12 protein-coding genes are annotated in these 13781 nt (G+C 72.5%); 8 read left to right on the top strand and 4 right to left on the bottom strand.

Annotated features, from left to right (window positions below; all coding sequences use genetic code 11):
* Positions 1-4: 4 nt before the first annotated feature.
* Complete coding sequence (locus tag MSA03_RS09005) at positions 5-511, bottom strand: DUF4282 domain-containing protein (RefSeq protein WP_231478592.1); 507 nt, start codon at positions 509-511, stop codon at positions 5-7.
* 166 nt (positions 512-677) lie between these two features.
* On the opposite strand from MSA03_RS09005, the gene MSA03_RS09000 reads away from it, so the two are divergent.
* The 5 genes from MSA03_RS09000 to MSA03_RS08980 all read left to right on the top strand — a co-directional run bounded on the left by MSA03_RS09000 (position 678) and on the right by MSA03_RS08980 (position 8097).
* The gene (locus MSA03_RS09000) at positions 678-1484 is read left to right on the top strand and encodes a DUF5684 domain-containing protein (RefSeq protein WP_174799862.1); all 807 of its coding nucleotides are present in this window, start codon (positions 678-680) and stop codon (positions 1482-1484) included.
* Positions 1485-1653: 169 nt separating this feature from the next.
* Positions 1654-2442 (top strand): PP2C family protein-serine/threonine phosphatase, encoded by a 789-nt coding sequence (locus MSA03_RS08995; protein ID WP_028496092.1) that lies wholly within the window; start codon positions 1654-1656, stop codon positions 2440-2442.
* A 67-nt stretch (positions 2443-2509) separates the two neighbouring features.
* Complete coding sequence (locus tag MSA03_RS08990) at positions 2510-5254, top strand: FtsK/SpoIIIE domain-containing protein (protein WP_371863091.1); 2745 nt, start codon at positions 2510-2512, stop codon at positions 5252-5254.
* 33 nt (positions 5255-5287) lie between these two features.
* On the top strand, positions 5288-6835 hold the full coding sequence (locus MSA03_RS08985) for an APC family permease (protein WP_147050589.1): 1548 nt from the start codon (positions 5288-5290) through the stop codon (positions 6833-6835).
* A 44-nt stretch (positions 6836-6879) separates the two neighbouring features.
* Entirely contained in the window at positions 6880-8097 is a 1218-nt protein-coding gene (locus tag MSA03_RS08980) for a saccharopine dehydrogenase family protein (RefSeq protein ID WP_147050587.1), read from the top strand.
* A gap of 20 nt (positions 8098-8117) precedes the next feature.
* Here the strand turns inward: MSA03_RS08980 and ald are convergent, their stop codons facing one another.
* Positions 8118-9233, bottom strand: a complete 1116-nt coding sequence (ald, locus tag MSA03_RS08975) for an alanine dehydrogenase (RefSeq protein WP_147050585.1) — start codon at positions 9231-9233, stop codon at positions 8118-8120.
* A gap of 32 nt (positions 9234-9265) precedes the next feature.
* The gene (locus tag MSA03_RS08970; RefSeq protein ID WP_147050583.1) at positions 9266-10255 is read right to left on the bottom strand and encodes an asparaginase; all 990 of its coding nucleotides are present in this window, start codon (positions 10253-10255) and stop codon (positions 9266-9268) included.
* Positions 10256-10307: 52 nt separating this feature from the next.
* On the opposite strand from MSA03_RS08970, the gene MSA03_RS08965 reads away from it, so the two are divergent.
* On the top strand, positions 10308-10811 hold the full coding sequence (locus MSA03_RS08965) for an OsmC family protein (protein WP_147050581.1): 504 nt from the start codon (positions 10308-10310) through the stop codon (positions 10809-10811).
* Here MSA03_RS08965 and MSA03_RS08960 read toward each other — a convergent pair.
* Entirely contained in the window at positions 10780-11559 is a 780-nt protein-coding gene (locus MSA03_RS08960) for a lysophospholipid acyltransferase family protein (RefSeq protein ID WP_147050579.1), read from the bottom strand. The two genes, MSA03_RS08965 and MSA03_RS08960, sit on opposite strands and share 32 nt — an antisense overlap.
* A 112-nt stretch (positions 11560-11671) precedes the next feature.
* Here MSA03_RS08960 and MSA03_RS08955 point away from each other — a divergent pair, with 112 nt between their 5' ends.
* Complete coding sequence (locus MSA03_RS08955) at positions 11672-12619, top strand: FKBP-type peptidyl-prolyl cis-trans isomerase (RefSeq protein WP_147050577.1); 948 nt, start codon at positions 11672-11674, stop codon at positions 12617-12619.
* A gap of 17 nt (positions 12620-12636) precedes the next feature.
* Positions 12637-13719, top strand: a complete 1083-nt coding sequence (gene dxr / locus MSA03_RS08950; RefSeq protein WP_147050575.1) for a 1-deoxy-D-xylulose-5-phosphate reductoisomerase — start codon at positions 12637-12639, stop codon at positions 13717-13719.
* The last annotated feature ends 62 nt before the right edge of the window (positions 13720-13781 follow it).

Raw genomic sequence — 13781 nt, 5'->3', positions numbered from 1 at the left:
GCGCTCAGCCGCGCTCGGTGTTCTCCGCGGTCTGCTGCGTGTTCTCCGCGATGGCGATGAGCGCCACGACCGCCTCGATGATGAAACGCAGCACGACGACGGCGAGGAACGCCGCGATCGGCACGACGATGAGCGTCGCGACGATGAGCGAGATGCCCGCGCCCGGGTTCCACCACAGCGCGCCGATGCCGGAGACCAGGCCGCCGACGAAGTACACGATGAACGCGATGCCGATGGCGACGAGCCCCACGACATAGAAGGCGCTCGCGAGGCGGCGCGTGATGAACGTGGAGAACGACACATCGAACAGCGACCTCAGGAACCCGCGCCCCGTCGCAGCGAGGTCGGCGCCCGGCGCAGCCTGGGGAACGCCCGTGTCGTCCGGGTCGATGGCCGGGTCGTAGGCCGGTTGCGCCGTCCCCGTCGCATCGTCCCGCGCGGCCGCGCGTGCCGCCTCCGCGGCGGGAACGCTCGGCGGCGGGGGAGGGGTCGGATCGTTGATGTCGGTCATGGCGTCCCTTCGGCTGTGCTCTGGCCAGGCTATCGACCGCGGCACGCCGGGGCGAGGTGTGGCGCAGTTTCCCCCTCGCGGCCACGCGCATCGCTACGATGTGAGCCAACCGGGCGATCGCCCGGATTCCTCGGGCGGCGATGCCGCACGTTCTGAAAGGGACGACATGGACTACAACGACGGTCCGGGTATCGCAGCCGTACTCGCGCTCGGCTTCCTCTTCTTCGTCTTCGCCGTGGCGCTGTACGTGATCACCTCCTTCTTCCTCATGAAGATCTTCGACAAGGCGGGCGTACAGGGGAAGTGGCGCGCATGGGTGCCCATCTACAACTACATGGTGTTCTCGAAGCTGGGCGACCTGAGCCCGTGGCTCATCCTCATCGCCATCGGCGCGTCGATCTTCCTCAGCTGGCTGCCGGTCGTCGGGCAGCTGATCTCCATCGCGAGCTACCTCGTCCTCGCCCTCGCGGCGTGGCGGGTCGGGCTGAAGCTGCAGAAGGAGTCCGTCTGGGTCGTCCTGTACATCCTCCTCGCCCCCGTGTGGCTCGGCATCCTGGCCTTCGACAAGTCGCGGTGGAACACCGCGATCGCGCCGGCGCCGTGGGCGTCGAACGCGTTCCTCCGCGACCAGACGGTGTGGCCGGGCGTTCCCGCCCAGGCGCCGGCCGGCGGCTACGCGGCACCGGGCGGTCCCGGAGGCTACCCGTCCGCTCCGCCGGCCGGGTACACGCCGCCCGCTCCGCCGGCCGGCTACACCCCGCCGCCGCCGCCCGCGGGGTACCAGGCGCCGCCGGCACCGCCGGCCGGGTATCAGCCGCCTCCGGCCCCGCCCGCGGGATATCAGCCGCCGCCGCCCGCCGGTGACGTGACGCCGCCTCCCGCAGCGCAGCCGCCGGCAGCCGAGCCGCCGGCAGCCGAGCCGCCGGCAGCCGAGCCGCCGGCCGATGAGCCGCCGGCACCGCCGCGGGTCTGATCGACCTGGTCACGGAACCCCCGATCCGCGTGGTCGGGGGTTCCGTCGCGTGCGGCTCCCGCGGACACCACGGCAATCCCCGGATGCCGTCGAGCGGCGGCGGGCCGCCATGCGCGGCGTCCACTAGAGTGTGAGGACGCGATCCGTCGACCAAGAAAAGGGTGTCAGCGTGCCCGAACCTGCGACCGAGTCGCACACCGTTCCCCTTCCGGACGGTTCGCTCGAGCTCACGTGGGCCGACGTGACCCACAAGGGCCGCCGGCGTGACGGCAATCAGGACGCCGTGCTGGCCCGCTACCCGCTGTTCGCCGTCGCCGACGGCATGGGCGGGCACATCGGCGGCGAGATCGCCAGCTCGAGCACTGTCGAACGCCTCGCCGGCGTCGTCGCCAAGGGACCTGTCACCCCGAAGACGATCGAGAAGGCGCTCTCCCGCGCCGTCGCCGACATCTCGTCGCACCCTGAGGCGACCGACGACGGCACCGGCACGACGGTCACCGGGGTCTACCTCGACGCCACCGACGCCGAGCCGACCTGGGTCACCTTCAACATCGGCGACTCGCGCGTCTACCTCTTCCGGGACGACAGCCTCGCGCAGGTCACGACCGACCATTCCGTCGTCCAGGAGCTCATCGCCTCGGGCCGGCTGAGCCCCGAAGAGGCGGAGAACCACCCCTACGGCAACGTCATCACGCGCGCCGTGGGCCCGAGCGACGGAGTCGTACCGGACTACGTCCGGCTCGAGGTCGTCGACGGCGACCGCTTCGTCATCTGCAGTGACGGGCTGACGAAGGAGCTCACCGACTACGGCATCCTGCACTTCCTGCTGCAGCACGCCGATCCGGGCGACGCCGTCGATGCCATGCTCGAGGCGGCGCTGGAGAACGGCGGCCGCGACAACATCACGATCATCGTGCTGAACGTCGCCCGCACCGGCTCCTCCCCAGTCGCCGACTGACACCGCCTCCACCCCCGAACCGGGTCCGGTCCGCCGCGCGGGTCCGCGGCGCGATTCGATGGGCCTCGTGCATCCCGACGATCTCGACGGGCCGCTCGCGCTGCCGCCCGCACCACCCCCGCCGCCACGGACCCCGCTCCCGGTGCTGTCCGCGCTCGCCCCGGTCGCCGGCGCCGTCCTGCTGTGGGCCATCACGGGGTCGCCCTTCGCGCTCTGGTTCGCGGCGCTCGGTCCGGTCCTGGCCGGCGCATCGGCGCTCGACGCGCGCCGCGGCGCCCGGCGGCAGCGGCGACGGGCCGCCCGGGAATCCGCGGAGGCGCTCGCACGGCTGCGGACGACTCTGGCGGAGCGCCACGACGCCGAACGGGCGGCGCTGTGGGCCCGGCATCCGGATGTCGCGGCATTCGCCGTCGCACCGGAGGACATCTGGCGTCCGGTCGCCGGCCGCAGCGACGTCCTCGTCGTCGGCCGCGGCGAGACGAGCAGCCGGCTGCGCGTGACCGGCGGTGACGGCGGCGCGGCGGCCCGTCAGCTGGAGCGGGCCGCTCGCCGGCTGGACGATGCGCCGATCACCGTGCCCGTGGACGCGGGCGTCGCCGTCGTGGGTCCGCCCCTTCTCGCGGACGGCGTCGTGCGGGCGCTGACGCTGCAGGCGTGCCTCGGTGCGCCGTCCGGGGCGGTGCGCCTCCAGAGCGAGGGTGCACCGGAGCTGCAGAGCCTGCCGCACGCCGCCGCCCTCGCGGGGCGGCTCCTGTGCGTCCCCGCCGACGTCGGCGCCCTGCCCCCCGCGGCGGACATCCCGATCGTCCGGGTCGACCCCGGCAGTCCGACACCCCCGCGGTGCGCCGCGGTGCTCACCCTCACCGGGATCGATCGGGCCGTGCTCGACCATGACGGGGTGACCCGCGACGTGCGGATCGAGTCGCTGTCCGCGGCCCAGGCGCGCGGGCTCGCGCTGCTGCTGGCGGCGCGGGCGGATGCCGGCGCGCCGCCGGTCGAGGCCGGCGTCGGGCTCGCGGAGCTCATCGAGGAGGTCCCGCCGGCCGACCGTACGCGCCTTCCCGCGCCGATCGGCACGATCGCGGGGCGACCCGTCGTGCTCGATCTCGTGCGGGACGGCCCCCACGCGGTCGTCATCGGCGTGACCGGGTCGGGCAAGAGCGAGCTGCTCACCTCCTGGATCGTCGCCCTGTGCGCCGCCCACGGCCCCGCACAGGTGTCGTTCCTCCTCGTCGACTTCAAGGGCGGCCGCACGTTCGACGCGCTGCTGCCGCTGCCGCAGGTCACCGGTGTGCTCACGGATCTCGACGAGACGGCCGCCGTGCGCGCCGTCGAGAGCCTGTGCGCCGAGATCCGGCACCGCGAGCGGGTGCTCGCGGAGGCCGGGGCGCGCGAGATCGCGCAGGTCGATCTCGCGCGGCTCGTCGTCGTGGTCGACGAGTACGCGGCGCTCGTGGCCGCCCATCCGGCCCTGCACGACCTCTTCGGCGACATCGCCGCGCGCGGGCGCGCGCTCGGCATCCACCTCATCCTCGCCTCCCAGCGGGCTGCGGGAGTGTTCCGCGACGCGGTGCTGGCCAACGCCCCGCTGCGGATCAGCCTGCGGGTGACCGACGCCGGCGACTCCCGCGCCGTGCTCGGGACGGACGAGGCCGTGCTACTGAGCGGCAGCCCCGACGCGCGGGGCATCGCGCTCGTCCGGGCCGCCGGCGACGCTCTGCCGCGCAGCCTCCGGATCGCGCTCTGCGACGATGCGACGGTCGCGCGCATCGTCGCCCGGACGCCGGGCCCCCGCGCGCGACGCCCGTGGCTGCCGGCGCTGCCGGAGATGATCGCCCTCCACGCCGTGCGGGAGCCCGGGCGCATCGTCCTCGGGGTCGCCGATCAGCCGGAACGGCAGCGGCAGCCGGTCGTCCGCCTCGCGCCGGGGGAGCCCGGACTCGTCGTCATCGGGCGGACGGGCTCCGGCCGCACCGCGATCGTGCGGGCCATCGCGGCGCAGGTCGCCGAGGTGCACGCGCTCCCGGCCCACCCCGAGGCGGCCTGGGATGCGAGCGAGGCTCTCGAGGGCCTCCGACCCGGCACCGCCGTGCTCGTCGACGACGCCGACGCCCTCCTCGCCCGGTTCCCGGCCGACTACGCTGCGGTCGTCCTGGAGCGGCTGGAGGCGGTGGCGAGAACGGGCCGCGCGCGCGGCGTGATCCTCGTCGTGACGGCGCAGCGGCTGAGCGGCGGGCTCGCCCGGCTCGCCGAGCTGATCCCGCGCCGGGCGCTCCTCGCCGTGGGCTCCCGCGCCGACCACGTCGCCGCCGGAGGCGACTCCGCCGGCTTCCTGGCCGATCCGCCACCGGGACGAGGCCGGCTGGGCGGGGAGCTCGTGCAGTTCGCGTTCGCCGCCGATCCGCCCGCGCCCGACGGGCACCCCACCCCGCGGGTCCTCCATCCCGGGCGCCGTGCCGCGGCGTTCGTCGCGCCGACCGGTCCCGGCGCCCGGGCGACCCTCGCCCTGTGGCGCGACGGCGGTCTGCGGATCGCCCACGTGGCGGCGGACGACGCCGAGCTCCGCCCCGGCGCCGTCGTGTGGGGCACGCCCGAGGAATGGCTCGCACGATGGCAGCTCCTCGCCCGTGCGCGCGCCGAGGCCGACCTCGTCGTGGACGCCGCATGTGCGGCGGAGTACCGGGTGGTCACGGGCCGCCGCGACCTGCCGCCGTACGCGCTCGCCGGCGGGCGGCGGGCGTGGCTCGTGCGCGGAGACCCGGACGCCCCGCCTCGCCGCGTCGTGCTCCCCGACCCGCGGCGCGTCCCTTGACCTGCCCGGCCGCCCGGGCCTAGCGTCACGACTGTGACTACCACGCCTGTTCACCTGACCCGGGGTGATGGCAAGGGTCTCGCCGCCGGAACGCTCGGCCTCTGGGGCTCGACCGTCATCGGCCTGGCCTCCACCGCACCCGTGTACTCCCTCGTCGCGACCCTCGGCTGGGTGGTGCTCGCCGTCGGCGCGCAAGCACCCATCGCCTTCATCGTCGCCTTCATCCCGATGCTCTTCATCGCCTTCGCATACCGGGAGCTCAACAACGATGTGCCGGACTGCGGCACGACGTTCACCTGGGGCACGAAGGCGTTCGGGCCGTGGGTGGGCTGGATGGGCGGGTGGGGCGTCGCGGTGGCCGGCATGATCGTCCTCGCGAACCTCGCCCAGATCGCCTCGATCTACTTCTGGGCGCTCCTCGGGCAGGAGTTCGACGCCCCCAACGACTGGCGCATCGTCCTGGTCGGGGTGGCCTTCATCGCCGCCATGACGTGGGTGTCCTGGCGGGGTGTCGAGATCGGCGAGCGCATCCAGAACGTGCTGCTCGCCATCCAGTACCTGGCGCTCATCGTCTTCGTGATCGCGGCGCTGACCCAGTTCTTCGCCGGGACCGCGCCGAATCCGACCCCGTTCGACTGGGAGTGGCTGAACCCGTTCGCCTTCGGCGAGTGGAGCGGCTTCGTCGAAGCGGTGCTGCTCGCCCTGTTCATCTACTGGGGCTGGGACACCTGCCTGGCGCTGAACGAGGAGACGAAGGACCCCACGCGCATCCCCGGCCTCGCCGCCGTCCTCACCTGCCTCCTGCTGCTCGTCACCTACGTCTCGGTGACGATCGCCGCGATGATGTACGCGGGCGTGGGGGAGGACGGGACGGGACTCGGCAACGAGGCGAACGCCGACGACTTCTTCCTCGCCATCAAGGACGGGCTGCTCGGCCCGTGGGGCTGGGTGCTCGTCGTGGCGGTGCTCATCTCCGCCGTCTCCTCGACCCAGACGACGATCCTTCCGACCGCGCGCGGCACCCTCGCGATGGGCGTGTACCGGGCGTTGCCGGCGCGGTTCAAGGACGTCCATCCGCGGTACGCGACGCCGTCCTTCTCCACGCTCATCATGGGCATCGTCGCGAGCGTCTACTACGTCGTGATGACGACGATCAGCGACAGCATCCTGCAGGACACCATCCTCTCGCTGGGGCTCGCGATCGCGTTCTACTACGCGATCACGGGCTACGCGTGCGTCTGGTACTTCCGGCGCGACCTGTTCACGTCCGGCCGCAACCTGCTCTACCGCGGGATCCTGCCGCTGCTCGGCGCCCTCATGCTGACGTACGCGTTCGTCCAGTCCGCCATCGACATGCTCGACCCCGATTACGGGTACTCCGGCACCCTCCTCGGCGTGGGCAGCACGTTCGTCGTCGGGATCGGCGCGCTGCTGGTGGGCGTGGTCCTCATGGTCGCCTGGTACTTCTTCCCGCGCTCGAAGCGGTTCTTCCGCGGTGAGAGCCTGAACCGCGAGACGCCCGTGCTCGTGCCGGAGGAGCCGGGCGAGTTCGTCCGCTCCGTCGACGGCGGCCGCGCCTGACCGCCGTCCGCGCCCTGCCTCCCCGATCGCCGAAGGGAATCCCCATGCGCATCCTCATCGTCGGCGCCGGCGGCGTCGGGTCCGCCGCCGCCCGCATCGCCGTCCGCCGCGAGTTCTTCGACCGCCTCATCATCGCCGACTACGATCCCGCCCGGCCGCAGGCCCTCGTCGACGAACTCGGCGATGCGCGGCTCGTCGCGGCGCAGGTCGACGCGTCGAGTGCGGACTCGGTGGCCGCCCTCATCGCCGAGCACGGGGCCACGCATGTCCTGAACGCCGTCGACCCGCGTTTCGTCATGCCGATCTTCGACGGCTGCTTCGCCGCCGGGGTGGTCTACCTCGACATGGCGATGAGCCTCTCCCGCCGGCATCCGGACCGCCCGTACGAGCTGCCCGGCGTGAAGCTCGGCGACGAGCAGTTCGCGAAGGAGCAGGAGTGGAAGGATGCCGGCCGGCTCGCGCTCGTCGGCATCGGCGTCGAGCCGGGCCTGTCCGACGTGTTCGCCCGCTACGCGGAGGACGAGCTGTTCAGCGAGATCGACGAACTCGGCGTGCGCGACGGCGCGAACCTCGTCGTCGCCGGGTACGACTTCGCGCCCTCCTTCTCCATCTGGACGACCATCGAGGAGTGCCTGAACCCGCCGGTCGTCTACGAGCGGGGCCGCGGCTGGTACACGACGGCGCCCTTCAGCGAGCCCGAGGTGTTCGACTTCCCGGAGGGCATCGGCCCGGTGGAGTGCGTCAACGTCGAGCATGAGGAGGTGCTCCTCATGCCGCGCTGGACGGGTGCACGCCGGGTCACGTTCAAGTACGGGCTCGGCGACGAGTTCATCGAGGTGCTGAAGGTACTCAACAAACTAGGGCTGGACCGGACCGAGAAGGTGACGGTCAAGGGCGTCGAGGTCTCACCCCGCGACGTCGTGGCCGCCTGCCTGCCCGACCCCGCGACCATCGGCGACAAGATGACCGGCAAGACCTGTGCGGGCGTGTGGGTCACCGGGACGGGCAAGGACGGGCAGCCCCGGTCGACCTACCTGTACCACGTCGTGGACAACGAGGACACGATGCGCGAGTACAACTCGCAGGCCGTCGTGTGGCAGACCGCCATCAATCCCGTGATCGCGCTCGAGCTGCTCGCCACGGGAGTCTGGTCGGGTGCGGGCGTGCTCGGGCCGGAGGCGTTCGACGCGCGGCCGTTCCTCGACCTTCTCGGCGGCGCGTACGGGTCGCCGTGGGGGATCCAGGAGAGGACCCCCGCCTGACGCATCAGGCGGGGGCCTCCTCACGCGAGGGCGTCTTCGAGGGACCGCGGCGGGAGACCGTGCGCCGTCGCGACGCCGGCGTTGACGACCTCCCCGTCGACGGTGTTGAGCCCGGCGGCCAGCGACGCGTCGGCGCGCAGCGCGTCGCGCCAGCCCTGCGCCGCGATCCGGCGGATGTAGGGCAGCGTCGCGTTGGTCAGCGCCGAGGTCGACGTGTTCGGCACGGCGCCGGGCATGTTGGCGACGCAGTAGAAAACGCTGCCGTGCACCGTGAACGTCGGGTCGGCGTGGGTCGTGGGACGCGTGTCCTCGAAGCAGCCGCCCTGGTCGACGGCGATGTCGACGAGCACCGAACCGGGCCGCATCCGCGCCACCATGTCGTTCGTGACGAGTTTGGGCGCCTTCGCCCCCGGGATGAGGACCGAGCCGATCACGAGGTCGCTGGCGACGACGGCGCGGTCGAGATCGAGGGGGTTCGACGCGGCCGTCTTGATGCGTCCCTGGAAGTGGTCGTCGAGGTAGCGCAAGCGCTGGATGTTCGTGTCGAACACCGTGACGTCGGCGCCCATGCCGACGGCGATGACGGCCGCATTCGCGCCGGCGACCCCGCCGCCGATGACGGTGACGGTCGCAGGGCGCGTCCCCGGGACACCCGACATGAGCAGCCCGAGTCCGCCCGCGGAACGCAGCAGCGTCGCCGCACCGACGGTCGGCGCGAGCCGCCCCGCGACCTCGCTCATCGGCGCGAGGAGCGGCAGCCCGCCGCCGGGGGACTGGACCGTCTCATACGCGATCGCGGTCACGCGGTCCGCCGCGAGCCGGTCGGTGAGCGGGCGGTCGGCGGCCAGGTGCAGGTAGGTGAAGAGGACCAGGTCGTCACGGAAGTACCCGTACTCCGACGCGATCGGCTCCTTCACCTTCAGCAGGAGCTCCGCGCGCGCCCACACCTCGGCCGCATCGTCGAGGAGCGTGGCGCCGGCGTCCTCGTACTCCGCGTCGGTCATCGACGAGCCCAGGCCCGCGCCGCGCTGCACGAAGACCTCGTGTCCCGCGGCGGACAGGTCGTGCACGCCGGCGGGCGTGAGGGCGACCCGATACTCGTTGTTCTTGATCTCGGTGGGAACACAGATCCGCATGCTCGTCCTTTCTGCGACCCTTGTGGGGACGACTACACCGTCGGCCGGATGGACCCGACGTCCTGCCCGCCGCCGGTGACCGACAGCGGAAGTAGCGACAGGGTCTGCGCGACGTCGCCCGCAGGCAGCGCGCCGACCCGCTCGAGCAGCGCCAGGGCGATGGCGGTGGTCGCGCGCCCGTTGCCGTCGAGGATCTTCAGGGCCACCGTGGCGCCGTTCGGGGCCACCATCACCATGACGCCTTCGGCGCCGCCTTTCGCGAAGACGCCGAGGCGCTCGATCGCGATCGTGTCCGGCCGGCCGGGGCCGTCGATCGTCCACGGGTTCTCCCGCACGGCGCGCACGAGCTGCCCGGCGCTGCGGTGCAGCGCGAACGGCGACCGCTCCGACGACGATCCGATGCGGTGGATCGCCCGTGCCAGGGCGGCGAGGCTCATCGCGAAGACCGGTGCGCCGCACCCGTCGACGGCGGTCGCGGCGGGCTTCGCTCCGGTCAGCCGCTCGATCACCTCGCGGATGTGCAGCTGCAGCGGATGCGCGGGGTCGAGGTAGGTGGTGTGGTCCCACCCGTTGGCAGAACAGGCGAGCAGCATGGCGGCGTGCTTTCCGGAGCAGTTCATCCGGACTCGCTGCGGTTGACCGAGCTCGCGCACGAGTTCGTCCCGCGTGGCCGCGTCGCCGGGCCACGCCGGCGGGCACTGCAGGTCGTCCTCGCCGCGCCCGGCGGCGGCCAGGATCGATCGGACGACGGCGACGTGTCGGTCGGTGCCGGCGTGGCTCGCGGTCGCCAGCGCGAGGCGCTCGCCGTCGAGGGCAGCCCCGGCCGTGAGGCACGCGAGCGCCTGCAGCGGCTTCAGGCTGGAGCGGGGGAGGATCGGCGTGTCGACGTCGCCGAGTGTGCGGACGGCGACCCCGTCGGGGTCGAGCACGATCGCCGATCCCGCGTGGCGGGACTCGACGAAGCCGCTCCGTTCCACGACGGCCAGTTCGACTGCATCCGGGACGGTGAAGGTCTGCGCCACCCCGTCAGCCTATCGTCGCCTCCGCCGCGACCCGCGATGGCAGACTGGCCGGATGATCGGCGAGCATGACTATGCGCTGCGGAGCGTCTGGACCGGGAACCGCGGCACGGGGACGAGCGGGTACCGCGACTACGACCGGGCGGTGACGATCTCGATCGACGGGAAGCCGGAGCTGACGGCATCCAGCGACAAGCCGTTCCGCGGAGACCCGGCCAAGTGGAACCCGGAGGATCTCCTGCTGGCCGCCCTGTCGGAGTGCCATCTGCTGTCGTACCTGCACGCGTGCGTGCAGGTGGGCGTCGTCGTGGTCTCCTACGCGGATGACGCGACGGGACGCATGGTGGAGGACGGGCGCGGCGGGGGAGCGTTCACCGAGGTCGTGCTGCGGCCGCGGGTGACGGTCACCGACCCGGCGATGATCCCCGCGGCGACCGCGGCGCACGCGCAGGCACGCGAGTGGTGCTTCATCGCGAACTCGGTGAACTTCCCCGTGCGGCACGAGCCGACGGTGGTCGTCGCGGAGGTCAGCGACGCTCGTGCGGCAGGACCTGCCTGAGACGCTCGACGGGGGTCTGCGCGGGTGCCTCGTTGTAGGCGTGCGCGAGCTCCTGGCCGGAGAGGGCGTGGATCGCGGCCATGATCTCGTCCGTCGCGAGACGGCGGGCACGGCCGGATGAGGCGGGGCCGTGGTGCGCCAGGTCGAGCGGCTCGCCGTAGCGGATGATCACCTGCGGCCGCATCTTCGGCCATTTCGCGCCGACCGGCATGGCGTCGCTCGTGCCGACGAGACCGACCGGGACGACCTGCGCACCGGTCTGCAGGGCGAGGAACGCGACGCCCGTGCGGCCCTTGTAGAGCCGGCCGTCCAGCGACCGCGTGCCCTCCGGGTACAGCGCGATCGCGCGGCCGGACTCGAGGATCCGGCGCTGCTGGTCGAGGGCGTCCAGTGCCGCCTGGCCGGCGCCGCGCGTCACCGGCGTCGCGCCGATTGCGGTGAAGAACTGCCGGCTGAACCAGCCGGCGATCCCCTTCCCCTCGAAGTACGACGATTTCGCGAGGAAGTACACCGGGCGCGGCGCGAACATGGGGATGACGAACGAGTCGATGAACGACAGATGGTTGCTCGCCAGGATGACGGGGCCCTTGCGCGGCATGTTCTTCCGACCCTCGATGCGGGGACGGTAGATCAGTCGCGCCAGCGGCGCGATCAGCCAGCGAATGACGTAATAGGTCAGGCCGACGCCGGCGACCTCGTTCTCGTCCGCGGATGCCACGTCGGGTACGGGCTCTTCCTGTGCGGTCACTCGACGAGGTTACTCCCGTTTCCATTCCGCCTCGGGCATGGCGCCTTCTCAGCCGAGGCAGAAGAAAATGCGCGAGGATGGGCGTGTCCCGTCTCCCACTGTGAGGTCTTCCGTGCGCCTGCGCCCCTTCGCCCTGTCCGTCGTCGCCGTCTCGGCGCTGCTGCTCTCCGGCTGTGCCGGCGCGGGAAGCGACGCGCCGTCCCCCGATGCCAGCGGCGCCGCCGACCTGTGCGCGGCGGTCGCGGATTCCGGTGCGGCGTCCGAGGCGGCAACCGTCACCGGCGAGGTCGGCGAACCGTCGAAGCTCGTGTTCGATGCACCGCTGGAGGTCGCCGACCGCCAGGTCACCGTCGTGGAGGAGGGTGACGGCGACAAGGTCGAGGCGGGGGACTTCGTCTCGTACGCGCTGACAGCCTTCAACCCCGAGACCGGCGAGGAGATCGCGACGGCGGGCTACGAACCCGGCGAGATGCTTCCGGCGCAGATCTCCGCGGACAGCCCGCTCGGCGAGACGTTCGGCTGCAGCCCGGTCGGCACCCGCGTGGTCGCCGCGTTCCCGAAGACCGACGACACGGACGCCGAGATCTACGTGCTCGACCTGCTCTCCGTCGTCCCGACGGCCGCGTGGGGCGAGCCGCAGGAGCCGGTCGCCGGGATGCCGAAGGTGACCCTCGCCGACGACGGCGCGCCCACCGTCACCGTGCCGGAGGGCGACCTCCCCACCGAGACGACGCTCGCGACCCTCAAGGAGGGCGACGGCTACGAGGTGCAGTCCGGCGACGCGGTCCTCATCCAGTACTGGGGCGTCCGCTGGTCCAACGGCGAATCGTTCGACTCGACGTGGGCCAAGGGCGGCGTCCCTTACGCGCAGCGCACCACGTCGTTCGTCCCCGGCTTCCAGAAGGCGCTCGAGGGGTACCCCGTCGGCTCGCAGGTGCTCGTCGTGATCCCGCCCGTGGACGGCTATGGCGAGGGCGAGATCAACACGACCGATCTGGTGGGCGAGACCCTGATCTTCGTCGTCGACATCCTCGGCGCGCAGCACATCCCGGCCCAGTGACCCGGGAGGCTGAACCCGTGCGGCGCGTCCTGATCCTGGGCTCCACGGGATCGATCGGGACGCAGGCGCTGGATGTCATCCGCGACCGGCGCGACCGGTTCGAGGTGGTGGGTCTCGCGGCGGGATCGGATCGCGCCGGCGTCGCCGCGCAGGCGGCGGAGTTCGGGGTCGAGCACACCGCGTTCGGCGCGATCGAGGCCGAGCAGCTCGTCCGTGACGTCGACGCGGACGTCGTCCTCAACGGCATCACCGGCTCGGTCGGCCTCGGCCCGACGCTCGCGGCCCTGGAGAGCGGACGGGTCCTCGCCCTCGCCAACAAGGAGTCGCTGATCGTGGGCGGCGAGCTCGTGACGCGGCTGGCCGCCCCCGGCCAGATCGTCCCCGTGGACTCCGAGCACTCCGCCATCGCGCAGGCCCTGCGCGCGGGGGAGCGCATCGAGGTGCGCCGGCTCGTCCTCACGGCATCCGGCGGGCCCTTTCGTGGCCGCGACCGGGCGGCCCTCGCCGATGTCACCCCGGAGCAGGCGCTCGCCCACCCGACGTGGGACATGGGGCGTGTCGTCACGACGAACTCCGCGACCCTCGTGAACAAGGGACTCGAGGTCATCGAGGCGCATCTGCTGTTCGGCGTGGACTACGACGAGATCGACGTCGTCGTGCACCCGCAGTCGATCGTGCACTCGATGGTCGAGTTCACCGATGGCTCCACGATCGCGCAGGCCTCGCCGCCCGACATGCGCCTGCCGATCTCGCTGGGACTGGACTGGCCGCATCGCGTGGCCGGCGTCGGCGTGCCGCTGGATTGGACCACCGCGACCGCGTGGACGTTCGAGCCGCTCGACGCCGAGGCGTTCCCCGCCGTCGAGCTCGCCAAGCGTGTCGGGCGGGCCGGAGGAACCTACCCCGCGGTGTTCAACGCCGCCAACGAGCAGGCGGTCGACGCGTTCCACGAGCGGAAGCTGGGCTTCACCGGCATCCTCGACACGGTCGCGCGCGTCGTCGACGAGCACGAGGCTCCCGGGGAGCTGACCCGCGAGTCGCTCGCCGAGGCGGAGCGGTGGGCCCGCGCCGCCGCCGACCGCGTCATCGCGGCGCGCTGACGCCTCCGGCGCGGCTGCGCCGCCGCCGCGGCATCCCGGTCCGCCGTCACCCGCGCGCGAGC

Source organism: Microbacterium saccharophilum (genome assembly GCF_007992455.1).
Taxonomy (GTDB): domain Bacteria; phylum Actinomycetota; class Actinomycetes; order Actinomycetales; family Microbacteriaceae; genus Microbacterium; species Microbacterium saccharophilum.
The sequence above is the reverse complement of the archived record's forward strand: the minus strand, read 5'-3'. Positions and strand labels throughout refer to the sequence as shown.